24 protein-coding genes, 1 tRNA gene and 2 pseudogenes are annotated in these 25228 nt (G+C 69.4%); 13 read left to right on the plus strand and 14 right to left on the minus strand.

The genetic code is table 11. The annotated features are described in order from the left end of the window. Positions 1 to 140: 140 nt before the first annotated feature. Together ACO0M4_RS31135 and ACO0M4_RS31140 are read right to left on the minus strand one after the other, a co-directional pair. A complete protein-coding gene (locus tag ACO0M4_RS31135; protein ID WP_430374408.1) occupies positions 141 to 680 on the minus strand; it encodes a GNAT family N-acetyltransferase in 540 nt (179 codons plus the stop codon). Between the two features lie 250 nt (positions 681 to 930). Further along, positions 931 to 1407 carry a MarR family winged helix-turn-helix transcriptional regulator gene (locus ACO0M4_RS31140; RefSeq protein ID WP_430374409.1) on the minus strand — a complete coding sequence of 159 codons (477 nt, stop codon included), beginning with the start codon at positions 1405 to 1407 and terminating at the stop codon, positions 931 to 933. 299 nt (positions 1408 to 1706) lie between these two features. Between ACO0M4_RS31140 and ACO0M4_RS31145 the strand changes: the two are divergent. Further along, a pseudogene (locus ACO0M4_RS31145) lies at positions 1707 to 2069 on the plus strand (alpha/beta hydrolase fold domain-containing protein); the annotation flags it as partial. Positions 2070 to 2139: 70 nt separating this feature from the next. Then, positions 2140 to 2373: an alpha/beta hydrolase gene (locus ACO0M4_RS31150; RefSeq protein WP_430374410.1), complete on the plus strand. Its 234-nt coding sequence runs from the start codon at positions 2140 to 2142 to the stop codon at positions 2371 to 2373. 216 nt (positions 2374 to 2589) lie between these two features. On the opposite strand, the gene ACO0M4_RS31155 is transcribed toward ACO0M4_RS31150, so the two are convergent. Beyond that, positions 2590 to 3915 carry an acyltransferase family protein gene (locus tag ACO0M4_RS31155; RefSeq protein ID WP_430374411.1) on the minus strand — a complete coding sequence of 442 codons (1326 nt, stop codon included), beginning with the start codon at positions 3913 to 3915 and terminating at the stop codon, positions 2590 to 2592. Positions 3916 to 4214: 299 nt separating this feature from the next. On the opposite strand from ACO0M4_RS31155, the gene ACO0M4_RS31160 reads away from it, so the two are divergent. Next, complete coding sequence (locus tag ACO0M4_RS31160) at positions 4215 to 5096, plus strand: alpha/beta fold hydrolase (protein ID WP_430374413.1); 882 nt, start codon at positions 4215 to 4217, stop codon at positions 5094 to 5096. Positions 5097 to 5141: 45 nt separating this feature from the next. On the opposite strand, the gene ACO0M4_RS31165 is transcribed toward ACO0M4_RS31160, so the two are convergent. Together ACO0M4_RS31165 and ACO0M4_RS31170 are read right to left on the minus strand one after the other, a co-directional pair. Then, positions 5142 to 5828, minus strand: coding sequence for a class I SAM-dependent methyltransferase (locus ACO0M4_RS31165; RefSeq protein WP_430374414.1), 687 nt, complete (start codon positions 5826 to 5828; stop codon positions 5142 to 5144). Between the two features lie 244 nt (positions 5829 to 6072). Next, the gene (locus tag ACO0M4_RS31170; RefSeq protein WP_430374415.1) at positions 6073 to 7398 is read right to left on the minus strand and encodes an MFS transporter; all 1326 of its coding nucleotides are present in this window, start codon (positions 7396 to 7398) and stop codon (positions 6073 to 6075) included. 201 nt (positions 7399 to 7599) lie between these two features. On the opposite strand from ACO0M4_RS31170, the gene ACO0M4_RS31175 reads away from it, so the two are divergent. Further along, the gene (locus ACO0M4_RS31175; RefSeq protein ID WP_430375330.1) at positions 7600 to 7962 is read left to right on the plus strand and encodes an ArsR/SmtB family transcription factor; all 363 of its coding nucleotides are present in this window, start codon (positions 7600 to 7602) and stop codon (positions 7960 to 7962) included. Between the two features lie 177 nt (positions 7963 to 8139). Here ACO0M4_RS31175 and ACO0M4_RS31180 read toward each other — a convergent pair whose 3' ends face one another. Beyond that, positions 8140 to 8553 (minus strand): nuclear transport factor 2 family protein, encoded by a 414-nt coding sequence (locus ACO0M4_RS31180; protein WP_430374416.1) that lies wholly within the window; start codon positions 8551 to 8553, stop codon positions 8140 to 8142. Between the two features lie 272 nt (positions 8554 to 8825). Between ACO0M4_RS31180 and ACO0M4_RS31185 the strand changes: the two genes are divergently transcribed. The 4 genes from ACO0M4_RS31185 (at position 8826) to ACO0M4_RS31200 (ending at position 10577) form a co-directional block, all read left to right on the plus strand. Next, positions 8826 to 8899: transfer RNA gene (locus ACO0M4_RS31185), tRNA-Met, on the plus strand. A 205-nt stretch (positions 8900 to 9104) separates the two neighbouring features. Beyond that, on the plus strand, positions 9105 to 9374 hold the full coding sequence (locus ACO0M4_RS31190) for a hypothetical protein (protein WP_430374417.1): 270 nt from the start codon (positions 9105 to 9107) through the stop codon (positions 9372 to 9374). Positions 9375 to 9660: 286 nt separating this feature from the next. Further along, the gene (locus ACO0M4_RS31195; RefSeq protein WP_430374418.1) at positions 9661 to 9792 is read left to right on the plus strand and encodes a hypothetical protein; all 132 of its coding nucleotides are present in this window, start codon (positions 9661 to 9663) and stop codon (positions 9790 to 9792) included. Positions 9793 to 9803: 11 nt separating this feature from the next. After that, positions 9804 to 10577, plus strand: coding sequence for a methyltransferase domain-containing protein (locus ACO0M4_RS31200; RefSeq protein WP_430374419.1), 774 nt, complete (start codon positions 9804 to 9806; stop codon positions 10575 to 10577). Positions 10578 to 10824: 247 nt separating this feature from the next. Here the strand turns inward: ACO0M4_RS31200 and ACO0M4_RS31205 are convergent, their stop codons facing one another. Then, complete coding sequence (locus tag ACO0M4_RS31205) at positions 10825 to 11769, minus strand: alpha/beta fold hydrolase (protein WP_430374420.1); 945 nt, start codon at positions 11767 to 11769, stop codon at positions 10825 to 10827. 96 nt (positions 11770 to 11865) lie between these two features. Between ACO0M4_RS31205 and ACO0M4_RS31210 the strand changes: the two genes are divergently transcribed. The 3 genes from ACO0M4_RS31210 to ACO0M4_RS31220 all read left to right on the plus strand — a co-directional run bounded on the left by ACO0M4_RS31210 (position 11866) and on the right by ACO0M4_RS31220 (position 14535). After that, positions 11866 to 12459 carry a TetR/AcrR family transcriptional regulator gene (locus tag ACO0M4_RS31210; RefSeq protein ID WP_430374421.1) on the plus strand — a complete coding sequence of 198 codons (594 nt, stop codon included), beginning with the start codon at positions 11866 to 11868 and terminating at the stop codon, positions 12457 to 12459. 2 nt (positions 12460 to 12461) lie between these two features. Then, a complete protein-coding gene (locus tag ACO0M4_RS31215; protein ID WP_430375379.1) occupies positions 12462 to 12929 on the plus strand; it encodes a hypothetical protein in 468 nt (155 codons plus the stop codon). Positions 12930 to 13332: 403 nt separating this feature from the next. Beyond that, positions 13333 to 14535, plus strand: a complete 1203-nt coding sequence (locus tag ACO0M4_RS31220) for an NAD(P)/FAD-dependent oxidoreductase (protein WP_430374422.1) — start codon at positions 13333 to 13335, stop codon at positions 14533 to 14535. A gap of 214 nt (positions 14536 to 14749) precedes the next feature. On the opposite strand, the gene ACO0M4_RS31225 is transcribed toward ACO0M4_RS31220, so the two are convergent. The 7 genes from ACO0M4_RS31225 to ACO0M4_RS31255 all read right to left on the minus strand — a co-directional run bounded on the left by ACO0M4_RS31225 (position 14750) and on the right by ACO0M4_RS31255 (position 24000). Continuing rightward, complete coding sequence (locus ACO0M4_RS31225) at positions 14750 to 15859, minus strand: polyprenyl synthetase family protein (RefSeq protein WP_430374423.1); 1110 nt, start codon at positions 15857 to 15859, stop codon at positions 14750 to 14752. A 138-nt stretch (positions 15860 to 15997) separates the two neighbouring features. Continuing rightward, positions 15998 to 18622 (minus strand): MDR family MFS transporter, encoded by a 2625-nt coding sequence (locus tag ACO0M4_RS31230; protein ID WP_430374424.1) that lies wholly within the window; start codon positions 18620 to 18622, stop codon positions 15998 to 16000. 260 nt (positions 18623 to 18882) lie between these two features. Continuing rightward, the gene (locus tag ACO0M4_RS31235; RefSeq protein ID WP_430375331.1) at positions 18883 to 19749 is read right to left on the minus strand and encodes an RNA polymerase sigma-70 factor; all 867 of its coding nucleotides are present in this window, start codon (positions 19747 to 19749) and stop codon (positions 18883 to 18885) included. Between the two features lie 59 nt (positions 19750 to 19808). Then, positions 19809 to 20387 carry a carboxymuconolactone decarboxylase family protein gene (locus ACO0M4_RS31240; RefSeq protein ID WP_430374425.1) on the minus strand — a complete coding sequence of 193 codons (579 nt, stop codon included), beginning with the start codon at positions 20385 to 20387 and terminating at the stop codon, positions 19809 to 19811. Between the two features lie 194 nt (positions 20388 to 20581). Beyond that, entirely contained in the window at positions 20582 to 21136 is a 555-nt protein-coding gene (locus ACO0M4_RS31245; protein WP_430374426.1) for a DUF3291 domain-containing protein, read from the minus strand. Between the two features lie 32 nt (positions 21137 to 21168). Then, the gene (locus ACO0M4_RS31250) at positions 21169 to 21903 is read right to left on the minus strand and encodes a helix-turn-helix transcriptional regulator (RefSeq protein WP_430374427.1); all 735 of its coding nucleotides are present in this window, start codon (positions 21901 to 21903) and stop codon (positions 21169 to 21171) included. Between the two features lie 672 nt (positions 21904 to 22575). Continuing rightward, complete coding sequence (locus ACO0M4_RS31255) at positions 22576 to 24000, minus strand: serine hydrolase domain-containing protein (protein WP_430374428.1); 1425 nt, start codon at positions 23998 to 24000, stop codon at positions 22576 to 22578. A gap of 59 nt (positions 24001 to 24059) precedes the next feature. On the opposite strand from ACO0M4_RS31255, the gene ACO0M4_RS31260 reads away from it, so the two are divergent. Together ACO0M4_RS31260 and ACO0M4_RS31265 are read left to right on the plus strand one after the other, a co-directional pair. After that, positions 24060 to 24449, plus strand: coding sequence for a hypothetical protein (locus ACO0M4_RS31260; RefSeq protein ID WP_430374429.1), 390 nt, complete (start codon positions 24060 to 24062; stop codon positions 24447 to 24449). A gap of 206 nt (positions 24450 to 24655) precedes the next feature. Then, positions 24656 to 25009: pseudogene (locus ACO0M4_RS31265) on the plus strand (transposase); the annotation flags it as partial. Positions 25010 to 25228 lie beyond the last annotated feature (219 nt).

Here is a 25228-nt window from a genome sequence, read left to right on the forward strand (position 1 = left end):
TTGTTGACGGCGCCCGCGGGAACGACGCGGCGCCCGAGAACGTAACTCTTCCTCTTCCGCCAACCCTTCGCAATGGGTTATCGGGGCTGGACAGGCTCCGCCTCGCAGTCGCATCTTGACCAAGTGCCCTGCAAAGACGGTCAGTTGCTCGCGCCTCGGGCGATGCGGTACAGCACGTTGGGACGCAGCGGCCCTTCGGGTGCGGTGGGGTCGTCGAAGTCGTCGGCCGGGTCCCGGGTCATGCCGATTCGGCGCATCACTGCCTGTGAACGGAGGTTGGTGGCCGTTGTCACGGCGAGGATCTCGGAAAGCCCAAGGGTGTTGAAGCCGTAGGCCAGTACTGTCAGCGCGGCCTCGGTGGCGTACCCCTGACCCCAGGCCGAGCGGGCCAGCCGCCAGCCGATCTCCACTCCCGTGAACGGCATGTCGTCATCCACCTGATCCAAGCCCGCGAAGCCGATGAACTCGCCCGTGGCCTGCACCTCAACCGCCCACCACCCATAGCCTCGCTGGTCGAACTCGGCCTGGAAACGCGCCACGGAGGCGTCGCTTTGTTCACGGGTGAGCAGGTCGCCCAGGTGCTCTCGAACCTCGGGATCGGCATTCATCGCCGCCCACGGCGCAAGGTCAGAGTCACGCCATCGACGAAGGGTGAGGCGATCGGTACGCAGTTCAGTCATGCTGCCCAGCCAACGCGACCTCCGACCTTGGGGCAATCGCTTTCTCGGCGACCGCGACCCCGGCACACAGGAAGAACACGCACGCGGCTCGCTCCCAACCCGAAGCATCCCCCAGGACCGCTTGAATGGGTCACCTCGGATGGCCGGCCTCCGGGTGGGCAGTCGAACGTCGGCTGCGGTCCGCGTACGTCCGCCTCGGTCGGTGCGCGGTGGCCTGTTGCCGGTGTTTCCGTCCGGGTACGCGTGCCAGTCACCCCGTGGGCAGGCCGATCTGGTCGCGTTCGAGCGCGGCGCGCAGTCCCGAGAGGGCCTGTGCGGCGGCCGATCCTGAGGAACTGCCGAGGGCGCCTCCGATCAGCTCGGCCAGCCCATCGGTGAAGGTGCCCTCCGCCGCATCGACGAGCCGCAAGCCGTCATCGGTCAGGGCCAGCAGCGACGATCGGCGGTCCGATGGATTCGGTTGCCGCATGACCCATCCCTGCTTCTCCAGGCGGTCGACGCCTTTGCTGGTCGCCCCGATTCCGACGGCAAACTCGGTGGCGAGGTCCGCCACCCGGGACCCGGGGTGGTCGCGCAGGAAGCGCAGGAACTCGAACTGCGAGGTGACGATCCCGTGCCGCTCGCGAAGGCGGTCGTTCAGGGCGTTGTAGAGGCGCGTCTCGCACCGGACGAGGTCGGCGAAGAAACCCGGGAGGTCGACCGGGCCACCGCTTGATTTAAATGCCATGGCATATAGTGTACCGGCATGCACTTAACGTGGAGGCGACAATGAGCAAGGAACAGCGCGCGAAGATCGACGCGATGGTGCGGCAGCCCCGACCCGAGGGCCCTCAATCGGTGGAGGCAATCCGCGCCGGATTCAGCGCGATGATGGCCGAAATGATCGTTCCGACCGGGATCCGTACGCGCGGTACGGCGCTCGGCGACCGACCCGCAGTGCTCGTCGAGCCCGCCGACGACCCGAGAGCCGGGACGATCCTGTACTTCCACGGCGGCGGCTACGTGTACGGTTCACCCGCAACGGCGATGTCGCTGACGGGGAACCTGGTGACCAAGACCGGGTTCAGGGCTTTCTCCCTGGACTACCGGCTCGCCCCCGAGCACCCGTTCCCGGCCGCGATCGACGACGCGCTGAGCGCCTACCGCGCACTTCTCGACAGCGGCGAAGAGCCGTCGGCGATCGCGTTCGCCGGGGACTCCGCAGGTGGCGGCCTGACCATCACCACCTGCCTTGCCGCCCGCGACGCGGGCCTGCCGCTGCCCGCCGCGATCGTGGCGTTCTCCCCCGGGCTCGACATGACCCGGACGGGCGAGAGCATGGACACCAAGGCGGGCGTCGATCCGTTCTTCACCCGCGAGACCCTGGAACACACCGGGGCCATGTACCTCGCGGGGCGGGACCCGCACCACCCCATGCTCAGCCCCGCCGCCCTCGCCGACCTGACCGGATTCCCCCCCGATGCTCCTCCAGGCGGGCACCAACGAAGTGCTCCTGGACGATTCCACGCGCATGGCCGCGCGCGCGAGGGCGGCCGGAGTGGACGTCATCCTCGACATCACCGCCGACGTACCGCACGTGTTCCAGTCGTTCGCCGGCGTCCTGGACGAAGCCGACCAGGCACTGGATCGCGCGGCCCTCTTCCTCGGCCAGCACCTCCGCACCCGCAACACGACGCACACGCCGGCCAAGTAAAGCCGCCCAACAGCCTCACCCGGCTACGACCTCTCCCCCCTCCCGAGCTCCGGCTCATCGTTCCTCTTCCAGGCGGTCCGAGGTCTCCACCATGTTGGTTGGGGCCTCGGGCGGGGACGGCGCCGCCGAAGGCCGGGGCGGCACCGCCGCACGAGGTCGCCCCCAGTCAGCTTGGCGCTCGCGCGGTCACGGGGCGGCACCGCTTGACCGCTTGGCTCACGCGTCGGTCCGGACACTGCCTGTGTCCCGTTCCGTGGCCGGTACCGTGGTCTGTCCCGAGGTCTGTCCCGCGGGTGCGGGCAACTGCCGCCAGAGGCCGGCCTGTTCGCCCTGATTCCGCGCCGTCCCGGCCGCCGATCGTTGCTGAGGGCTCATTCCGCGGGTGAGCTGGCGTCGCAGCACGCGACCGAGGGGGCCATCGACCACGTGGTAGATGACGGTCGAAAGCAGCAGGGAGAACGCGGCTGCCACAGCCATCGACGGGAGGACACCGAGCACGGGGACCTTCTGCAGCAACCCCTTGGCCACGGGTATGCCGATGCTCTGGTGCACCAGGTAGAAGGGGTAGGTGAGCGCGCCGGCGGTCACCAGCCACCGCCACCGCAGTCGGGCGAGCGGACCGAATCCTGCGAGCGCGAGGACGGCGAGGAAGAAGGTCAGCACCGCGGCGCAGACAGCCCAGGAGAGCGCGCCCCCTTCAGCGGGCCGCACGGCGTGGGCGGCCACCCGGTCGTTGAGGACCGTGAGTTCGTAGCACCAGGCGAATCCGGCCAGCAGCCACAGCACGAGGTTCTGCCCGAACCGGTGCATCAAGTAGAGCGCCATGCCTGTGACGAAGAGGCCCGCGTACTGGCTGACGAAGAACTCGTCGAGTACGGCCGAGTCGAGTTCGCGGGCGACGACCGCGAGTGTGAGCCAGGTCCCGCAGAAGGCGATCATGCGGCGATAGGTGAGCCCGAAGAACAACATGACCGCCATCAGCAGGTAGAAGCGGGCCTCCACCCACAGCGTCCAGGCGACTCCCTCGATCAACTGGAGTCCCAGCGGCCCCGGGACCATCGTCAGGTTCCCCAGGACCGTTCGCAGGTCGATCGGTGTGGCTGCCTGAAGACCGCCGAGCCGGGCGATCAGGACCAGGCCGACGACCATCAGCACCGCGCACCAATACGACGGGAACAGTCGGGAGACGCGGGAGACGACGAACTGCACGGGGGTGCGTCCCCAGCAGCTCATACAGATGACGAATCCACTGATCATGAAGAAGAACTCCACACCCAGCCAGCCGTAGCGGCTGATCTCGTGCAGCGCCGGAGCGAATTGCCTCGGGTCGTTGTCGCCCCAGAAGCGGGGGGTCGTCGTGCCCACGTAGTGGAAGGCGGCCACCGCGACGGCGGCCACGAGGCGCAGTCCGTCGATGGCTGCCAGCCGCGTCCTCCCTGCCGGCCCGCTCGGCTTCCCCTTCCGCTCGCCTCTCCGGTCTGCGGGAACCTCGTCGAGGCCGGGTCTCTGTCGGACGGAAAGCGTCGAACTGTCTTTGCGCACGGTGGGGTTCTCCAGACCGGGTGGCGAGGTCGCCGAGCAACGGACCCGCCGACTATAACCTGCATGTATACATCCAGCGTATAGAGGGGTGGCAGGCCGGGCCCCCAGATCAGCGCCATGGCGAGGGACATGGCGCCGGGCGAACCAGTTCTGCGGCAACGAGGGCCGAGGAGGAGCGGACACCGGCACCGCTTCGCCGCGGGCGAGCGGGCGAGCGGGCGAGCGGGCGAGCGGGCGAGCGGGCGGCGACACGAGTAATCCCGATGCGGTCCGGCAGCCGTGCATGACAGGCTCCACGCATGCCGCTCGTTGACGTGTCACCCGGAGTAACCCTCGCTTACGAGAGCGTCGGCGATCCCGGTGACCCTGCTGTTCTGCTCGTGGTGGGTTTCGGCGCTCAGTTGCTCTCCTGGCACGAGGACTTCTGCCGCGCGCTGGCAGATCGTGGCCGCTACGTGATCCGGTACGACAACCGCGACTGTGGACTGTCCACCAAGTTCGACGACCACCCCGTCGACGTGGGCCGGTTCGTCACCGCCGTGAGCTCGGGAGACCTTCCTTCCGCCCTCGCGATGGTGCCTTACAGGCTGCAGGACATGGCCGCCGACGGCCTGGGCCTGCTCACCGCGCTCGGTATCGAACGAGCCCACGTGGTCGGAGCCTCGATGGGCGGAATGATCGCCCAGACGATGGCCATCACCCAGCCGGATCGGGTACTGACCCTGACGTCGATGATGTCCTCGACCGGCGAGAACGCATACGGCCAGTCCAGTCCGGAAGCCCAGGCGGTGCTGTTCGCCCCGAAGCCGGCAGACCGCGCGGGCTACATCGCGGCGGCGGACCGGGACCTGGTGTGGGCCTCCAAGCGCTACCGCGACCCGGCGGCCCTTCGCGAGCTGGCCGCTCACAGCTACGACCGTGCCTACTACCCCGCCGGGGTCGGGCGTCAGCTCGGAGCGATGGTCCTCAGCGGCTCACGCGCGGACGCACTCCAAGAGCTCCAGGTGCCGACCTTGGTGATCCACGGCCTGGATGACACGCTGATCGACCCCAGCGGCGGGCAACGCACCGCGGACCTGGTGCCCGGAGCCAGACTCCTGCTGATCCCCGACATGGGACACGACCGCCCGCGCGAGCTCTGGCCTGAGATCATCGATGCCGTGGCGGCCCACACCAGCTGAGCATCTACGGCGGCGAGGGGGCGCTCCGCTCCCAGTACGGCCATGTCACCGTTCGGCGACCTGTGCCCAAGTCGCCTGCGCCGCCGGCATGTTGGTGTCGGCTGCACCGAGCTGAAGACCGAGATAGGTCCAGGCCACTCCCGGGCGTCCGTGCGGGTCCTCGCGCTCGGCGAGATGAACGACGCCCAGCCCGCACTTCACGGCGCGGTCGATGGTCTCCTGTGCGGAGACCGGAAACATGCGGCGGCCGGCCGGGACCGAGCCATGGCGCAGGGAGAGAATCACGCGCCCCCCGGGTTCGAGCAGACCGACCAGGCACGCCATGGCCGAGTCGCGCTGCCGTTCGTCGAGGTGCATCCAGACCGCAGTCAACAGGATGAGGTCGAAGCGTCGCTGCCATGCGCTCAGGACAGGCAGCTCGGGGAGCGCGTCATCGACCCATTCGATCTGCCGATCGGCATGGATGCGCTGACCCAACGAGCGGAGCTCGGCGGTGGGTTCGGCGGCCATGACTCGGTGCCCCTGGCGGGCCAGAGCCGCCGCGTCCCGCCCGCTGCCCGCCCCGATGTCCAGCACCGAGCTCGGCCGAGAGGGGAACAGATGCAGGACCTCGCGGTGCACCTCGGTGAAGGTCACGCTCTCGTACTGCTCGGCCAGGGCCTCGGCCGCCTCACCGTATCCGGCGGTGCTGGCCCGTACACGCAGTCGCTCGCCGGCCGTTTCACTGTTCACGACACCGCACCCTATGACTGATCCGACCCCATCACCACGACGGGGAACAGTTGCCTGCCTGGCTGACTGGGCGACTGGCTGACTGGGCGACTGGGCGACTGGGCGACTGGGCGACGATCGCTGCCGGCTGGAGCGTTCACGCGGCGAGCAGTGTCGTCAAACTCCCGTCTGCCTGGCGACGCCTCCCAACTCACGCTGGGAGGTGCCCCGGGCACGCGTCTCGCCGGGTGTTCGACGATCGACCCTAGCCGCGCGGCTCCCCGCCTCGTACCGCGACCAGCGCCGCGCCTGCCACGGCCAGGGCGGCGACCGCGAGGCCGAAGGCGGTGGCGGCTGCCGGCAGGCCGATGGCGTCGCTGAGGAAACCGTCGGCGACGGGGAGGACGCCGGCGAGGAGGTAACCCCCTGCGTTCAAGGCCGCGTTGGCCTCCGCGCGGCGGGCGACCGGGACCTCGCGGCTGAGGAGGGTGAGCCCGCCCAACTGGCCGGCACCCTGGCCCACGCCGGCCAGCACCACCGCGGCGATCAGGGGGACGAGCGAGGCGGTGCGGACGGCGGTGATCAGCGCCAGGGTGGCGGTGACGGTGGCCGCACCGGAGACCAGCAGGACGGTGCGGACGGTCATCCGCCGCAGCACGAACTGCACACCGGTGGCGGACAGGAACATCGCCAGCGCCATCCCGCCCGCCAGTACCCGGTTCGTGGTACCCAGCAGGCCGGTCAGCAGCGACGGCCCGAGCGACAGCACGAAGGAGGTGGCGCTGATGCCCGGAGCGAACGCGGCCAGCCCGAGGACGAGATGAAGCCGGTTGGCCTTGGGTACGGCAGGCAGCCGCACCCAGGAGCCGGACGCGGCGGCGCCGGACCCGCGGTCCCGCCGGGGCAGCGGCATCCTGGCCACCGTCACCAACGCAGTGATCAACAGGACGGCTTCCACGACGAAGACGGTCACGGTCGGTCCCGGCACGGTCTCCGACAGCACCCCGGCCAGCATGGGGCCGATCCCGGCACCCAGGACCATCCCGGTGGATGCCAGCAGCGGCCCGATGCTCCGGCCAGCGGCGATGTCCGTCACCGCCGCCATACCGGCCGACACTGCGGCACCCGTGGCCACGCCGGTCAACAGGCGGGCGACGACCAGGGCGGCCACCGAGGGCGCGGTGGCGTAGACGAGGCAGGCGACCAGGCCCAGGAGCAGCGCCGGCACCAGGACCGGCTTCCGTCCGATGCGGTCCGAGGCGACCCCGGCCACCAGCAGCGCGCCCAGCAGCCCGACCATGTAGGCCGCGTAGATCAGCGTCAATGTGCCTGAACTGAAGGCGAGTTGGCGCTGCCAGACCGCGTACAGCGGCATCGCGGTGTTCGACAGGATGAAGAGGGCGACCACTGGCCAGGCGGCGAACCAGATCTCCCTGGTCGGCGGCGGCGCCGCAGCCCGGACCGCCGCGACCGGTCCGGGCGTGGACTGGGGTGCCGGTCGGGGTGCGGGTCGGGGTGCCGGCACCGCACGGGCCGAGGTCGGGCGCGGCGTATCGATTCCGGGCAGGTGTGCCGTACGGGTTTCAGGCATGGGTGTCCCCTCCTCATCCAGCCAGTACGAGATCACTCGTACAAGCAGTACGAGAAGATTCGTACAGGCAACTGCAGTACGATGCAAGTCGTACTACGGATAAGGCCGTCAAAAGGGAGGAGCGCAGGGATGAGCGCAGGGACGTCGCCCACGACAGCGGGGCGGACCGGATTGCGGTCCGGCCAGGCGCACCAGGCCGGTATGCCACGGCCCGCCGCCTTCGCGTCGCAGCGGCCCGTACCGGCCGACGCCCCCGAGCCGCTGCCGGAGCCCGAGCGGGACGCCCTGCGGCTGGAGGTCGTCATGGGTGCGCTGAGCGATCCGTTGCGGATGCGGATCGTGCGCACTTTGCTGCTGGAGTCGGACGAATTCGACCACGCCTGCGGCTGGTTCGGCCTCGACCGCCCCAAGTCCTCACTCACCCACCACTTCCGGACCCTGCGGGAGGCCGGGCTGATCCGTCAGCGGCAATACGGGCTGGAACGGCGCAGCCACGTCCGGATCGAGGATCTGGAGGCCCGCTTCCCCGGCCTGCTGGCCGTGGTCGCCGACTCGCGGGAGTGAGGGCGGGGTCGGCGGCGTCCGTCCGCACCGCCGTTGGCGAGTTCGCACCGCCGCTGGCGAGTTCGTGGCGTCGGGGCCGGACAGGGCAAGGCAGGGTTCGGACGCGGTCGACGCCCTCCTGCCGAAGAAGCCACCGAGGCCCTTCCCATGCCCCCGAGAGGCCGCGGGCCCGGCGGTTCAGGACGGGTCGGCGACCAAGGCGCGCTCCCAGTGCTGGGTGTCGGCATACTCGCGCATGTTGACGATCTTTCCCTCGCGGACGGTGAAGACACCGATGTTCCGCTGGCGGTACGGCCTGCCGGTCTTGCCAGTCGCCCACGAGTCCCACTCGACGAGCACCTGCTCACCCTCACCGAAGACGTTGGTAACCCGTACACCGACCTCCTGGTACGGGTCCAGATGAGCGAACGCCGTCCTCAGGAAACCGTTGATCACCTGGTCCCGCCCCTGCCAGGTGCCGGAGATCGGCAGATCGCCGCCGTACCAACAACTGCCGTCCTCGGCCCAGGAGTCCCAGATCGCGTCCTGATCGCCAACCGCCAGCGCGTCGAAGTAGCGCTGCACCACGTCCCTGGGTTCCGTGCTCGACATGAGGTACTCCTGTCACTCCGCTGAACCGGGCGGTCCTTCCGCCCAACCACAGTCAAGCCGCAGGCACGGCACCAACCAAGACGCACTCCGCGAACACACCCTTCACCAACCGCGATCAATCGCCGCCCGGACCGGCCAGACCCGCCGACTCAGGCACCGGTAGACCGGATCATGCGCGTGGCCTGCCGACGGTGCTCACGGAAGCCGCCGTCGCCCCGGGCGAACGTCGATTCGGTTTAGCCGGGTCAGTGCCGTACAGTTCAACCTACCGACGCGGGGTGGAGCAGCTCGGTAGCTCGCTGGGCTCATAACCCAGAGGTCGCAGGTTCAAATCCTGTCCCCGCTACTCGCTCGAAGGTGAAGGGCCCGGTTGATACCGGGCCCTTCACTGCGTCTGGGTGTCTGGGTGTCTGCGCCACTCGAACGCGCCCTTCGGGCGACCAGGGCCAGAAGTAGGACCTGCCTGGCTGGTCGCCGCTGGGCTCGGAACTGTGCCACGCCCAGGGCGATGCCCCGCTTCACTCGTCGCCGCCATAGTGCTCCTACCGGCCGTGCTGGAACGCAACGCCCTCGGGCAGATCATGGGACGCCGTGTGGTGACGTCACCGCCGTCGGATCGTTGGCAAACCATGACAAAAACACGCCGTACACTCGCCGGTTTCGCGCTTGCGACGCTGTTTCTCGGCCCCGTGTCCGCACAGGCCGTGGCAGTGCCGAAGGACGCCACTCCCGTTCAGTCCCACATCAAGATGCCCCTGAGCGGCCTCTTCACAGACCACGGCATTCCGGTTGATTGGAGCATCCTCGGCACCCGCCTCTGACCCATCCGGCGGGCTCTACGGCGGGGTGCCTGTTTCCTGAGGACGCCCTCGCCACCACGCGTGGGCCTGCTCGTCCCGTCGAGGAACGCGGATTGCAGCTCGCGGATTGCACTCGAAGTCGCGCGGTCAGCACGACCGTTTCGGTGAGCGCCGCGGTCTCCCTCCCGAGCCACCCGTTCCCGCACGCGTGGGAGTGGACCCTTGTGTCGACGGCACCGCTCCGCCGCCTTGCGGAGCGGCTGCCGGGCGCACCAGGCTGGCGACCTGACAGCTGGAGGGAGACGCAATGCGCCTGCTGTACGCACTCCGCAACAGCGGCGAAGAGGTTGACGACCTGCCCGGAACTCCATGGACGCCCGATGAGCCGAGTCCCGACGGGACGACGCCGCCCGGCGACGGCACCCACCGCAAAGAGTGAGCGTCCTCCCCGTGTCTGCGGACCGCCCCGGCTGTGAGCGGCTGGGGCGCTCTCTCTCCATAGCCGGCATCCTGCCCCCGGACTGGCAGACGACGTTCGATGCCGTCGACCGCGCGCAGTTCCTACCCGACGTGATGTGGCCGTGGGGCATGACTCGCCGGGCGAGCGTCCCCATCGACAAGACCCTCAATCCGGAAGCCTGGTACGCCGCCACGGACTCCGACCAGCCGATCGTCACGCAATGGGACGACGGCCGGCACGCGGGGACGGCCCCGGGGAAGACCGCGACCAGCTCGTCATCCCTGCCGTCCGTCGTCTACCGCCTCCTCCACGAGCTGGACGTCGACGCGGGCATGAACGTGCTCGACGTGGGCACCGGAACGGGCGAGACCGCAGGCGCCCTCACCCACCGCTGCGGCCAAGGCAACGTCACCACAGTGGAAGTCGACCCGGCCATCTCCCGGCACGCCAAGCAGCGCCTACAGGCAAGGGGACTTGACCCCACCATCGCGGTAGGCGACGGCGCGGCCGGCTACCGACCCCGGGCCCCTTACCACCGGATCTTCGTCACCTTCGGCCTGCACCAGACCCCCGGAGCGCTGATCGAGCAGACCCGGCCCGGCAGTCTGATCGTCGCTCCCCGGGGAACGCACTACAGCCGCGCCGATGCCATCGCCCGACTCAGGGTCACCAACGGCACCGCTTCGGGGCACTTCACCGCGGGCGTCGAATTCATGAAGAGCCGGGCCCAGCGCCGCGCCCCGGTCGATCCACGCGACTACTAGACCGTCGCGGCTATTTTGTGGGATAGAGGTGGCGCAGTCGGATGCGTGCGTCGTGGGTGGTGAACTGCCAATCCACCTGACGTTGGTCGGTGTTGGTGGTGCTCTGCCAGGCCGAGAGTTCGGTGTTGAGGATGTCGAGGTCGCCGATCCGGCGGTCGAGACATTGCCGGGTCAGCGCGGAGAGTTCGATGTTGATTCGTTGGCAGCCTGTGGGGGGGCCGAGGATCTGATGATGGTGAGGCTCGGACTACCCGACACGCTCGCGAGCGATGAACGCAGTCAACGCGTCCACAACTGCGGCGGGCTGCTCGTCAGGAATGAAGTGTCCGGAATGTGGGATGACGACACCGGTCACGTTGTCTGCCCAGGGGCTGATGGAAGCGGCCATGTCGGGGATTGAGCCGTGGGAGCTGGAGATTCCCAGGACCGGGACGGTCAAGTGCTGTCGTCCAAGAGCGTCATGATTCTTGCGCGCTGATTCCGCGGCGGCGCGGTAGTAGGAGAGAGACGCTCGGAGACCGCCCTCTGCAGCGACAGCGGCGGCGTAATGGTCGATCTCGGCACTGTCGAATGTGTTCGGGGACAGTGTTTTGGCCTTCAAGAACCAGTCAACGTAGTCACGCTCGCGACCGGCGAGCAGTGTCTCGGGAAGATCTGGCACTAGGTGGAACGCGAAGTGCCAGGTCTTCCAGGCCCGGTCGGGATCCGTTGGGATGGCGTCCGGGAGGCTGATGCCGGGAATGCCAGCGTCAAGCAGAGCGACACCGTGCAGGCGCTCTTCGTACTTCAGGGCCAGCGAGAAGGCAACCCAGGCCCCAATGTCGTGGGCGACGAGCCAGTACTTCGGCACGTTGAACGCAGTCACCGCAGCCTGGATACGCGAAGCGACTGTGTGCGTGTCGTAGCCGCCTTGGGGGCGGTCGGAGTGGCCTTGTCCTGGCAGGTCGATTGCGATCACATGGAATCGCTCGGCAAGGCCCGGCGCCACTCTCCGCCAAGCCCACCAGGTCTGCGGGAATCCGGCGAGCAGGACGACGGTAGGGCCGGTCCGCTGACCGCCTTCCACGGCATGAAGTCGGATGCCTTCCGCGTCGACCCAGCGGTGAGTGAAGCCCGCAAGGTCGTGCAGCGGCAACGCGGAGATTGGGTTCCGGCCCGAAGAGCGATTCACAGCGGTTGCAGCGTCAGTCATGCGTCAAGCCTAACGCATCTTGAACTATCCAGTTCAAGATATGATGAGCAGGGCCACTACGGCTTGGCTCAAGCTCAAGAACGAGGTGCGTGCGCGATGGCCGGGAAGAAGCAGTTCGATGTGGACATTGCGCTCGATGCGGCGATGGTCCAGTTCTGGCGAGCCGGATACGCCGACACATCTCTCGACGACCTCTCCAGGGCGACCGGACTGAACCGCAGTTCCATCTACTCCTCACTCGGCGACAAAGAATCGCTTTATTCGCGTTGCCTGGACCGCTACGCCAAGCGGTATGGAGACAGGTACGACCAGGCCCTTTCAGGTGCGTCCGAAGAGCCGCTGCGGGCAGTGCGGGCCTTCTTCGAAGTCACACTGAAGCGCATCGCCGACCCCGACCTGCCGGACGGATGCCTGGTCACCCAAACCGCGATGGCGATACCGGCACTGAGCCCCAACATCGCCACGCGCGCGATCGAAGTTCTGGGCTTTCAGCGTGCGCGGCTGCGGACCGCCCTGATCGCCGCGAAGTTGTCTGACAGCGACGCCGACAACTTCGCCGTTTACATCGCGGCGGTCAACCAGTCACTGGCCGTGATGAGCAGGGCTGGGGCGAGTCGGAAGCAGCTCCACACGGTCATCGACATCACCATGAGCGCGCTCTCGCAGGCATTGCGCGCTCCCCGGGTCTAGGGGTGTCGCTGCTTAGTTACGGTGTGCCCGGCCGGGAGGTTGGCGAACCAGAAAGGGCCTTCGCCCTGGCTCAACGCCTCAAGATCCATCACACGCCCAAACACGGGTCATGGCTCAACATCGCCGAAATCGAACGGTTCGCCGGCGGCCGCCGCGGCGTCCTGCCGTTCGTGCTCGGTCTCCGGGTGCGCGGCTGCGTCCAGGCGGTTGCCGACGAACACGGTGACGCCCGACCCATCTGGTTCTACAGCCTCATCGACCGGTCGTGGGCGGCGGTGATGCTCGGCGACGACCAGGCCGGTTCCCGCGTCTGGCAGTCCGGGCCGCGCCGGCTCTGGGAAGAGGTGGAAGCGGCCTACGACTGGTGGACCAGGCACGGATCTCCCGGGTTCGAGCGGTTGGGCCTCACCGTCGCCCCCGACGGCCAACGGGCCTGGCTGGACGATCCCCAACAGTCCTGGCCCCTTTGACCGGCGCAGACGAGCAAGAGCCGACGGCGGGCGGAGCCCGAGGAGTTGTCCGCCTTCCGTGAGACCTACGTCGAGAGCTCTGGGCGGGACCGGTTCACCCCGCGCCCGCTGGCCTCCTTCCCGCGCATGCGGACCACGCTGAGGGCCTTGCGCTGACGGCCGCGCTGACGGCCGCACTGTGGGCCCAAGACCCGCGGCCGGACGCGCCTCTGCCTCACCCATCACGGTGGCGAGGTGCTCGCGGCCGAAAGGGTAGGGATGCTGACCGTCGCGAGCACGTCTGGTGCTCCTGAGTACTCCCGGTGCCGGGCCCACACCCGTGGAGTGATGTGGCCCACACCTTGTCACAATGAGCGGTCACGCGGTGTCTTGAGGGCGAACCCCTGGAATCGAAGGAGACACCGTGACCGCGAACACCACCGATGTCGTCGTGATCGGCGGCGGATACGCCGGCGTGATGGCGGCCAATCGCCTGACACAGCGCGACGATGTGACCGTGACGTTGATCAACCCGCGCCCGAACTTCGTCGAGCGGATCCGCCTGCACCAACTGGTGGGCGGGTCCGACGACGCGGTCGTCGACTACCGAAAGGTCCTGGCCAAGGGCATCCGGCTGGTGGTCGACAGCGTGGCACGGATCGACACGGCCGAGCGCAGCGTGACCTTGGCGAGCGGCGGCACGGTCGGCTACGACTACGTGATCTACGCGGTGGGCAGTGGCAGCACCGACCCGAGCGTGCCCGGAGCGGCCGAGTTCGCCTACCCGACCGCCAACCTGGAGGAGGCGGAGCGGCTGCGGGCAGCCGTCGAGGCCGCGCCCGCAACGGCCGCGGTGACGGTCGTCGGAGCCGGTCCGACCGGTATCGAGACCGCCGCCGAGCTGGCGGAGGAGGGCCGCACCGTAACCCTGGTCTGCGGCGGGGTACTTGGCCCGTATCTGCACCCCCGGGGTCGCCGTTCGGTTGCCAGGCGGCTGGCGGAGCTCGGGGTGACCGTGGTCGAGGGCCCTGACACGAAGGTGACGGCTGTGACGCGCGATGCCGTGCGGCTCGGTGACGGCCGTACGCTGCCGAGCGAGGTGACCATCTGGACCGTCGGCTTCGGGGTGCCGGACCTGGCCGCGCGCAGCGGGTTGAGCACCGACGCCGTGGGTCGGCTGCGCACGGACGAGACGTTGACGAGCGTGGACGACCTGCGTGTCGTCGCGGCCGGGGATTCGGCGGCACCGTCGGATCTGCCGTTCCGGATGGGCTGCCAGTCAGCGGTTCAGTTGGGGCCGCAGGCCGCCGAGACGGTGCTCAGCCGGATTGCGGGTGAGCAGCCCGCGCCCATCGACGTGGGGTTCGCCGGCCAGTGCATCAGCCTGGGGCGTCGCTTCGGCATCTTCCAGTTCGCCCACAAGGACGACACCGTGAAACGGCTCCACCTCGGCGGCCGCCCGGGCGCGAAGCTCAAGGAGGTCATTTGCAAGAGCATCGTCTGGCAGCTGGCGTATGAGGCGCGCAAGCCCGGTGCGCGCACCTGGTGGGCCAAGGATGCCAAGCGCCAGCAACTGCTACAGGCCAAGCGCGCCGAGGCGCCGGCCGTCGCCGAACGGGCAGCGTAGCCAGGCATCGTGGCCGATCCAGTCGACTGTCGAATGTTGGGCCGTCGATGGTGGGACTCGAAGGCGGGCGCGCCCGTCAGCACGTCGATGCCTGCCGCCCTCGCGAGGTGGTCTCTGCCAGCCAGCCCCGGGCGGCCCTGCAGCCGCCCGGGAATGAGGCGCGCCACCGGGATGGCGCGCGGCGGTTGACGTTGTGACGGCGGGCCCGCCCGGCTCAGCGTCGGGAGTTCGCGTCCTCGTCACCGGCCGTGGCCACCCGGGCCATGCGCAGCGGCAGGTGCGTGAACAGCCCGACGGCCTCCTCTCGCCACCACTCGCCCCAGCCGGACGCCTCGGCGGCGGCCCGCTCGGCATAGCGGCTCAGGTCGGCGCGGAGTCGGACGTCGGTGCCCTGACGGCGGGCGATGTTCCGGACGCGTTCGACGCTGTCGGGGGTGCAGTTGGGGTCGCCCAGAGCGGCTTCCACGACGGCCCGGTCAGCCGCATCGGCCCGGTCCAGAATCGCGCGGAGGGCGTAGGTGCGGCGGCCCGCGCGCAGGTCGCCGCCCGGGGGCTTGCTCAGGGCCGCGTCGTCGCCGAAGAGGTCGAGGTAGTCGTCGCGCAGTTGCCCGCAGATTCCGACCAGGGTGGCGTAGCGGCGCAGGCGTGCGTCGTGGGGTTCGAGGTCCTCGCCTGCGGCGAGGAGTCCCAGGCGCAGCGGGGCCAGGACGGAGTACCGGGTGGACTTGTACTCGGTGACGGCGTGCAGGAGCTCTTCGTCCGGGAGGTCCTCGAAGTCCCGCTCCAGGTCGAGGATCTGGCCGGCGATCGCGTCCGTGGCCGCACGGGCCTGTACGTCGAGCATGGCCTGTCGCAGCGGGGCGGGGACGTCCGCCTCCAGCAGCACCCGCAGCGACAGGAACGCGGCGAGGTCCCCGGCCAGCACGGTCAGGCCCAGGGCGGTGCGCTCGTGGTCGGGGAAGGCGCTGCGGTAGGCATAGTAGGTCGAGGGGCCGCCACGGCGCACGGGCGAGTCGTCGATGACGTCGTCATGGATGAGCCCGTGTGTCTGGAGCAGTTCGATGCTGAGCGCGGCCTCCGTAAGGCCGGGTACGTCCTCGGTCGTCACCAGGCGGGCCGCCTCGTACAGCAGGACCACACGTAGCCGCTTGCCGCCACGCAGGGACAAGTCCCGTAGCAGTTCCAGGCATTGGGGGGTGAAGCGGCCCTGCGGTGGGGCGTCGAAGGTCTCCCCCAGGCGCGTGAAGTAGGTCTCGAAGGCGGCGTCGAAGCGGTGCCGGTTTGCGGCAAGGCGCTGTTCGGCGGCGGCTGCCAAGGGGTTCATGAAGGCCATCCTCCTGGTGGGTGCGTGCCCAAATGTACGTGTGGGGCGGCTGGGTCGCGTCGGGAGGGCGAGCGGGTTGTGTCCTACGACCCCGCAGCTGGCCGCACGCCTGGGGCCTGTCCGGTGGGAGGTGCGAGGTCAGCGGGTGGTCTGCTGGTCGTAGCTCGGGAGGGGCGGTCCGGTGAGCTGGGGGGTGGCCGGGGCGGTGGACCTGACGAGCAGCGCCGCGACCAGGCCCGCGAGCAGCGTGATGCCGATCGAGCACCACAGGGCGACGGTGTAGCCGCTGAGCGCTGCCTTGTTGATCACCTCCGCGAGCTGCGGCGGAAGGCCACTCCCGCCGAGGATGCGGCCGCTCCGGGCCGCACTGGCGAAGCTCGGTGGGAGCCCGGGCACCGCCTGTAGTTGGGCGGCGATGGCCGAGGAGAGGACGCTGCTGAACAGCACCGTGCCGAGGACCCCACCCACCTGGTTGGCCGCGCTCGTCACTGCCGCTCCCCCGCCGGAGTCCGGCGCGGCGAGGCCGGCCGTCGCGAGGGAGTAGAGCGGCATCAGGGCCATGCCGAGGCCGAGGCCGGCGAGGAGCATGCCGGGCAGGAGCAGGGTGGCGTACCCGCTGTCGGGTGTGAGGAAGGTCAGGAGCAGCAGGCCGAGCGCGGTGAGCAGCAGGCCCGGCACGATCAGGTTGCGCGGCGATGTGCGGTGCAGCAGGCGGGCGGAAACCTGGGTGGCGCCGATGACGATCGCGGCGAACGTGGGCAGGACGGCCGTGGCGGTGCCGAGCGGGGAGTAGCCGCGGAAGTTCTCCAGGTACGCCATCAGGGTCGGGAAGAGGGCGAGCGTGCCCACGCCGGCCAGGAACAAGGTGAGGAAGGAGCCGATGCGGTTGCGGTCCTTGCTGGCGTACGGCGGGAGGAGTGCGGTGGTGGAGGTGATCTGCCACCACGCGCAGGCCAGGAGCAGGACGATGCCGAACGCGAACAGGGCCAGCACCAGGAGGTCGGTCCAGCCGCGCGGGCTCGTCTCCTGCAAACCGTAGACGAGGGCGAGGAGCCCGCCGGTGCCGAGCAGTAGGCCCGGCGCGTCCAGGCGGGGGCCGGTGCGGACCGGGCGGTCGTGCACCAGGATGGCCGCACCGAGCAGCGCGATCAGGGCGAGGGGGATGGTGGCGTACAGGCACATGCGCCAGCTCGTGTTGTCGAGCAGCCAACTGCCGGTGAGCAGACCCACCGTCGAGCCGCCGGTGGCAATCGCGGTGTAAACCCCGAAAGCCCTGCCGCGTGCCTTCGGGTCGGTGAAGTTGGCCGCAACCAGGCCCAGTGCGGCCGGCGTCAGCAGTGCGGCGAAGACGCCTTGCAGGGCGCGGGCCCAGACCAGGACGCCGGACGTGGGGGCCAACCCGCCGATCGCGGCGGCCACCGCGAAGCCGGCCAGGCCGATGATCAACATCCGTTTGCGGCCCGCCAGGTCCGCGAGGTGCCCACCGAGCAGCAGCAGCCCGACGGAGGCCAGTTCGTACCCGGTGAATATCGAGCTCAGATCGTCGTCGGGTACGTGCAGGTTGACCATGATGGACGGCAGCGCCATGCGCAGGGACGTCGCATCGAGCAGGACGAGCAGCTGCACGAGGGCGACCACCGCCAGGCCCCACCAACGCTTGGGGTGCGGGCGCGGAGAGTCCTGCGGGTGGGGCGGGGAAGGGGGTGTCGGCCAGGCGTGGGGGGCCATGCCCGGGGGTGGTCCGAATCCCTGCGGGGGGACGAGGTCCGCCGGGGCCGTGGGCGCGTACGCGGGCGGCGGGGGTACCGGCGTGCCGGGGGCGGGTGCGGCACTGGGCGTGCCGGTGATGGTTTCGGGGGCGTAGTCCAGCAACTTGGCTGCGTGACGGCCGAGTTGGGCCAGTACCGCGCCCGGCAACCACTCCCCCTCGGTGTCGGCTTCCGGGTCCGCCGCCGTGCGGGCCGCGACCTGTTGGAGGGTGGGCCGCCCGGCCGGGTCCTTGTCGAGGCACTGGCGTACGAGAGCGAGGAGCGATTCGGGTACGCCGGTCAGGTCCGGATCCTCCTCGGCGATCCGGAAGAGGTGGGCGTTCAGGCCGGTTTCGGTGGCGCCGAAGAGGAGGCGACCGGTGGCGGCGTAGACGAGGACGGCGCCCAGGCAGAACACGTCGCTGGCGGGGGTGAGTTCGAGGCCGCGTACCTGCTCGGGCGACATGAAACCGGGGGAGCCGATCAGCATGCCGGTGCGGGTGTGCAGGCTGTCCTCGGCGAGGCTGTCCATGGCCCGGGCGATCCCGAAGTCGATCACGCGCGGTCCGTCGACGGTCACCAGGACGTTGGACGGCTTGAGGTCCCGGTGGATCAGGCCCGCCTCGTGCACCGCCTGGAGGGCGAGGGCCAGGCGGTTGGCCAGCACCCGCACGGAGGTCTCCGGTAGCGGCCCGAAGTCGTGTGCGACCACGGTGGTCAGGTCGGGCCCCGGGATGTACTGGGTCGCCACCCAGGGCACCGCGGCCTCGGTGTCGGCGTCGAGCACGGCCGCCGTCCAGGAGCCGCCCACCTTCCGGGCCGCCGCCACCTCACGGGCGAAGCGCCGACGGAACTCCGGATGCTGTGCGTGCTCGGCCTGGACGACCTTGACCGCAACGGTCCGCCCGGCCTCGGAACGACCCAGGTAGACCAGGCCCATACCGCCGGCCCCCAGACGGGCGATCAGACGGTACGGTCCTATGTGCGTCGGGTCTGAGGAGATCAACTGGTCCACGGGGGAAAGATAATCCACGGCCCGGGCCCCGGCACCGGCTTCCACACTTCCTTGCTGGAAAAGCACGAGACATACCGCGATCCCACGATGTTGCGAACCCACGCTTTCGCGAACCCGCGAACCCGCGACTCTTCGAACCCGCGGCTCTGCGGCTCCAGATGTCGCTTCGGTCCGACGGACGGGCTGCCGCCGGGCGCTCGTGGGTGTTCCGGGCGGTTCTCACCGTCCGGAACACCCACGACGCCACGCCGACAGCGGGCTTACCTGGCGAGTTCGGCCAATTCGTCCAGCCGCGTCAGCTTCCGCGGGTTGCGCACCACATAGATCCGGGTGACCCGCCCGTTCTCCACCACGAGGCTCACCGCGGACGGCTCGCCGTCGATCTCGATCCGGCCCGCAGGCGCGCCGTTGAGCCAGACGGCCGTCGTCTCGAACCCGGCCACCACCCGGTTCGCCCGCGCCAGCAACGGCGCCACCTGTTCGGCCCCGTGGATCGGAGCCAACGCGGCGGCCACCAGCCCGCCACCATCGGTGATCAGGACCACGTCCGGCGCCATGACCTCCATCAGCTCCTGCAACTGCCCGGTGCGCAACGCGACCAGGAACCGCCCCACCACGGCCTGCTGCTCCGACCGGCTCACCCGCGCACGCGGCCGTCGAGCCGCCACATGCTCGCGCGAGCGCCGCGCGATCTGCCGCACCACCGCCGCGGACTTTCCCACGGCCTCGGCGATCTCGCCGTACGGCATCGCGAACACCTCGCGGAGCACGAACACCGCCCGCTCCGCCGGCCCGAGCGTTTCCAACACGGTCAGCATCGCGATCGAGACGCTCTCCGCGAGTTCAACGTCGTCGGCGACATCAGGGCTGGTCAGCAGCGGTTCCGGCAGCCACTCCCCCACGTACTCCTCGCGGCTGCGCGACAACGTTCGCAGCCGGTTGAGCGCTTGCCGGGTGACGACCCGGACGAGATACGCCCGCGGGTCACGCACCTGCGAGCGGTCGGCGTCGGCCCACCGCAGCCACGACTCCTGCACCACGTCCTCCGCGTCGGCCGCCGACCCGAGCATCTCGTAGGCGACCGTGAACAGCAGACTGCGATGGGCGATGAACGGGTCCTTGGCCATGTCGAACGGGTCGTTGACGACGTCGCACGGGTCCTCGGTCCTGCCAATCGGGTCCTCGGTCATGCCGTCGACGCCGCGCCGGAGTTCTCAGGGCGCGCGGCCAGCGGAATCTCGCAGGCAGCGGAGAAGCCCTGCGACTCGATCCCGAGCGCCACGTTGTTCCTGGTCGCCAGGTTGACGAAGGCGATGAAGGCGGTGAGTTCGACCATCGCCGCCGGGCCGAGCCGGTCGAGCAAGCGCGCCGACAGCTCATCGGTGACCGTCGGCGGCGTGCTCGTCATCGCCTCGGCGTACTCCAGCACCTCCCGCTCCAGCACCGTGAACACCTCCGACTCCCGCCACCGCGGCACCTGGCTCGCCTTGGCGAGGTCCAGCTTCTGGTTCTGTGCCTGGAAGTAGCCGGTGTCGAGGCACCAACTGCATCCGACCTGCGCCGCGACGGCCATGTGCGCGAACGACTTGAGGCTCTCGTCGACCGCGGCCCACTCGCTCACCTTGGCCCCGAACTCCAGGTTGCTCTGCGCGACTTCGGGGTTGTGCCACGTCACCTCGACGGGTTCGGGCACGGCACCGAGCTGCTCGATCATGCTCTCCGTGAGCCCGGTGGGAAGCTCCGCCTTCGGAACGCGTAGCGCCATGATGTTCTCTCCCTGCACGTCGGCCTGTTTGCCTGTCCGCCATGAAGACACCGCCGGGCCCGCGGATGTGACAACACCCGCTACCGCAACAGCGCCTCGTACGTGCGGCGTGCGGTCGGACATCCGCGGGCGCCCTGCACGCAGGGGGGCCGGGTACGGCCAGGCCGCCGCCCTGCTGGACCGGGCGTCCCTGCCTACACCGCCGCCGCGTCCCCGGCCGGCAACGGCCGGCCGCTCCGGGCGGCCTGCTCAGCCTGCGCTGGCGGCGCGACCTGAAGGTGCTGGGCGGCCTCGTCGACGGTGTAGGAGGAGGCGAAGGTGAACGCGCGGGGGGACGGCCCGTGCGCCCGCAGGTCCGCCAGCCGCTCCAGGCCCTCGTCGACGGTCGGGAGGTGACCGGCGGGGACCCACCAGAGCACCAGGTGCGCCTCGACGTGCCGCGCAAACCATTCACGGCGCCGCTGCATCGCCTCCAAGTGCCCGCTGCGGTAGGTGAATTCCCACAGGGCCTCCGAGGTCTCCCACACCGACAGGGTAACGATGACGTTCTCGCCCGCCGGGCGCAGGCCGGTGGCGTCGGCCTCCCCCTCCTCCGCGAACCGCCACACGAAGCCGGGCGCACCGTCGGCGGCGGCGTTGACCGGGTTGAGCAGCTCGACGAACGGCGCCATGCGCGGGTCATCGAGGGGGTGATGGAGCGTGGCGACGTTGAGCTGGGCGAGGTGGGCGGCATGCGCGGATGCGGTCATGGCCTCATCCCAGCACGGCCCGCTTTTCTATGTCAATGATGACTGTTTTTAGAAGCCTCGACCACCACGCAGCACTCTCCCGGTCTGGCGTCCATGCGGGCACGAACGGGACCTTCCGTGCCGAGCAACCCCTCCAGCAGCGCGAGATTCATGCCGCAGACCAGCGGCGGGAAGCGTTCGGCGACGGCATGGAAGGGGCAGTTGCGCATACGGACGACGCGCGCGGCCGCCCCGGACGCCTCCTTGACGCCTTCGGCATCTGCGGCACTTTCGGCGTCTGCTGCGCCTGCGGCCTCGGCGGCGCCTTCCAGGTGCGGTTCGTAGCCGCGGGCGGCGAGCATCTCCATGGCCTCGTCGAGACCGCCGCAGGGCGCCGCCGAGCCGCGCAGGGCTTCACCCCGGCGGCGCGCGGCCGCGCAGAGCCCGGCATCCAACCCGGCCTGCTCGGCCGCCTCGGCGAGCAGCTCGGCGGCGGTGCGGTAGTCACGGGCAGGCAGTGACACCGCCCGCTCGCCACGCGCCCGCGTGTACACCTTGGCGGGACGACCCGCCCCCGGTCCCGAACGGCCCGTCAGGCGGCGACTACCGCTTTCCAGCAGCCCGACCTCGGCCAGTCTGTCCAGATGGTGCGCAGCGAGCGTGCGCGCCACCCCGGCCGCCTCGGCGGCCTCGTTGCGGCCGACCTCGCGGCCCTGTGCCGCCACGTACTCGTACAAGCGGCGCCGCACCGGATCCTGCAACGCCGCGATCGCGTCGATGTTCTCCACCCAGTCATTCTACGAACAACACAGGTTGGAGATAGAAGGGCGGGACGCGCCCCCGACCGGTGCGGCCGGAGGAATGCCCCCGCGCAGACCGACCACCAGGCCGCGCCGGTGACTCGCATCGACCACCGTCACCGCGTCTGCTCGGGCACCGCTCGGCCGCCGCGGGCGGCAGGTTGTCCGCGGGCCAGCCGTGATCCGTAGCATCAGGCCATGAGCACCACCCGCCGCCGGCCTCTTGGCCACGGCCTCAGCAGCACGACGCCGTCTCTCCCGTACCTGTGACACGGCAGGTCCAGCGCCACGTGCGCGCCGCCGAGGCCGATGCCGAGGGGGCGCCCCTGCGGCTTACCGCTGGCCTGTCCGTGCTCCGCGAACTCGGGCCCCGCGCCATCAGTGAGCCGCCACCACAGCCGCACGGAACCGTGCTGGGCTGATTTGTTCAACCCGGCGTGGGGCCGTCGTTCTGAGTGTCCTCCTACGTAATCGCCAATCGGAGGGGCGCGGCGGGACCTGGTCCCGCCGGGCTCCTTCGCGCCCTGCTCGCGCTGACCGACACCGAGGTTCAACGTTGACGGACGATCACCAGCAAAGGGTCACACTTCCGGCTGGTACGAGCATCCCGGTCGCGACCCACGCCAGCCCCATGACCTGCGCATTCAGGATGGAACGAGCTCATTCGCCAATGCTCTGGCCCGAGCAGTCGTTGATCGCCTGGTAAGCCAATGTCTGGAAGTCGTTCACCAGGTGCGGTGAATCCGGGGTGTCCATCGCCGTCTGGGTCAGCAGGATCAAGGTGAGGTCCTCGGCCGGGTCCATCTGCACCGACACGCCCAATCCGCCGTCCCAGCCGAACTGGCCGACACCAGCGAAGCCCAGTCGGCGGGTGCGTACGCCCATTCCGAAGCCGAAACCGCCGTGGTTCCCGAAAAGCTCGGGGAACTGGTCCTTCTCGATCTTCTGTTCCGGCGTCAGCTGGTCGGCGGTCATCAGCTCAACCGACTGCCGGGACAGGACACGCACTCCGTCCCCCATGCCCTTGTTGAGGAGCATCCGACAGAACGCACGGTAGTCGTCGGCGGTCGAGGCGAGGCCGCTGCCGCCGACTTCGAACGCTTGCGGCTCGCTGAACCGGCCGCCGGCCGCCTCGTCGTACACCGCGAGGGCGCCGGTCTCCGGGTCGTGGGCGTAACTGGTCGGCAGTCGGTGGATCTTCTCCTGCGGAACCCAGAATCCGGAGTCCGTCATCCCGAGCGGCGCGAAGACGCGCTCCTGCAGATACGACCCGAACGACTGTCCTGTAACCCTGGCGATGAGTATGCCGAGCACATCGGCCCCCGTGTTGTACAGCCACCGCTCTCCGGGCTGGTACATCAGGGGAAGCGCGCCGAGGCGGCGCATCCATTCATCGGGCTCGCCGGACGGGAAGGCGCCGTCGCTATAGAGCCCCGACTCGCGCATCGCGACCTGGATAGGGTACGTGTCCGGCGCTGCCACGACCGCTCCGAACCCGAACGTGAAGGTCAGCAGGTCCCGCACGGTGATCGCGCGGCGGGCCGGCACGGTATCGTCCAGCGGGCCGTCGATCCGCTTGAGCACCTGTCGGTCGGCGAGCTCGGGCAGCCAGGGGACGACCGGGTCGTCCAGGCGCAGTCGGCAGTCGTCCACGAGGGTCATGACGGCCGCCGCGGTGACCGGCTTGGTCGACGAGGCCATCCGGAAGATCGTGTCCCGGCGCATCAGCTCGGCGCCGCCCGTGTGCAGTGTCCCCATCGTCTCGACATGGGTCTGCCCGTGCCGGTCGACCAGGGCGACAAAGCCGGGGATCGCGCCGGAGTCCACAGGCCCGGCCAGGGTGTCGCGCAACCTGCGCAGACCATCCCGAGTGAACGCCGAGCCCTCCAGGCTCAGTTCGCGGCGCATCGCCCTCGCGACCGCCCGGTCGGCCCGGCCGACGGCCCGTGTCACTTCCCGGTTCACGAGCTCGGATACCTCGCGGCTCAGGCTTTTCGACATGACGTCTCCCTCGTTGTGACGAACGGCGATGAACGGTCCACAGCTTCTTCGAACATCGTACGGCGATCCGAACAGTGTTCGCAAGTACGTACGGCGTGCGGAGCAAGAGATATCCTGAGCCGCAGAGAGAGGAGGCCGCACGCATGCCGGTCGACAAGAAGCAGCCCATTCCGTCGGCGTGGACCCGCTCCCAACGCCGCAAGCGGGAACAGCCCGCGCTGAGCCCGGAGCAGATCGTCTCCGCGGCCGTCCGGCTGCTGGACGAGGAGGGGATCGACGCCCTGAGCATGCGCAACCTGGGCGAGGCCGCCTGGCTGACGATGCTCGCCCGCAGTGGAAAGGACGAGCAGGACTGGATGGAGCACCTGTGGCCGGCTGCCGAGGAAGCCGCGCAGGACCACCCCCAACTGCGGGAGCAATACGCCTCGCTACGGGGAAAGGACCCGCGCGAGATGCGCGACGACAAGTTCGCGTACGGGCTTCAAAGGGTTCTCGACGGCCTGGCAGGCCGCATCGTCAGAATTAGCGAGTAACTGTCGCCCCGAGCCGGTCGCCGCATGAACGAGATCAACCAGACACCCGCATCCAGCCGCCGCGCGAGCCAGCCCGCGGTCTAGTACTCCAGTTGCAGTTCGCTATTCCTGCTGGTCAGGAGCCTGTTTCTGAGAGTAGCGAACTGATGGGCCGCCATGTGGAGGAAGTTCGTGACCGACGGCATCTGCTCACTGTTGTTCTGGGCATGCAGGATGATGTGGGCCCCGATACTTGGGCGGCCGAGCTTGAGGAGGTGCTGCTGCGGATCGGCCACTGGTTCAGTCGTGCGGATCTGCGGCGGCGGATGCGTGACTACGTGCAGGGGCTGTTGGGACCGGTCGGACGCAAATACGGCTGGCAGCTGGCCGAATACGTAGGTCACAGCGCACCTCACGGACTGCAGAACCTTCTCAACCGAGCCAAGTGGGATGCGAACGAGGTCCGTGACGACCTCCAGGCATACGTCGCCGAGCGCCTGGGCGAGCCCGACGGTGTACTCGTCAGCGATGAGACGGGCTTCCTCAAGAAAGGCACCATGTCAGCCGGCGTGCAGCGGCAGTAGTCCGGCACCGCCGGACGCCCGGAAAATCCCCCTGACCGTTGTCGTGGGCAGGGGCGGCGTGCGTACCGGCGAACGTACGAAGCCAGGCGTTCACCGCCCGCGTCGCCCGCGGACCGCCCTCGCCCTCGCCCTCGCCCTCGCCCTCGCCCTCGGCAGAGAAGAAGCGCACCACCATGTACGGGGACGGTAGGTCCGCGACACGACCTCACCAGTTGC

The organism is Streptomyces sp. RGM 3693 (genome assembly GCF_050471125.1).
Taxonomy (GTDB): Bacteria; Actinomycetota; Actinomycetes; order Streptomycetales; family Streptomycetaceae; genus Streptomyces.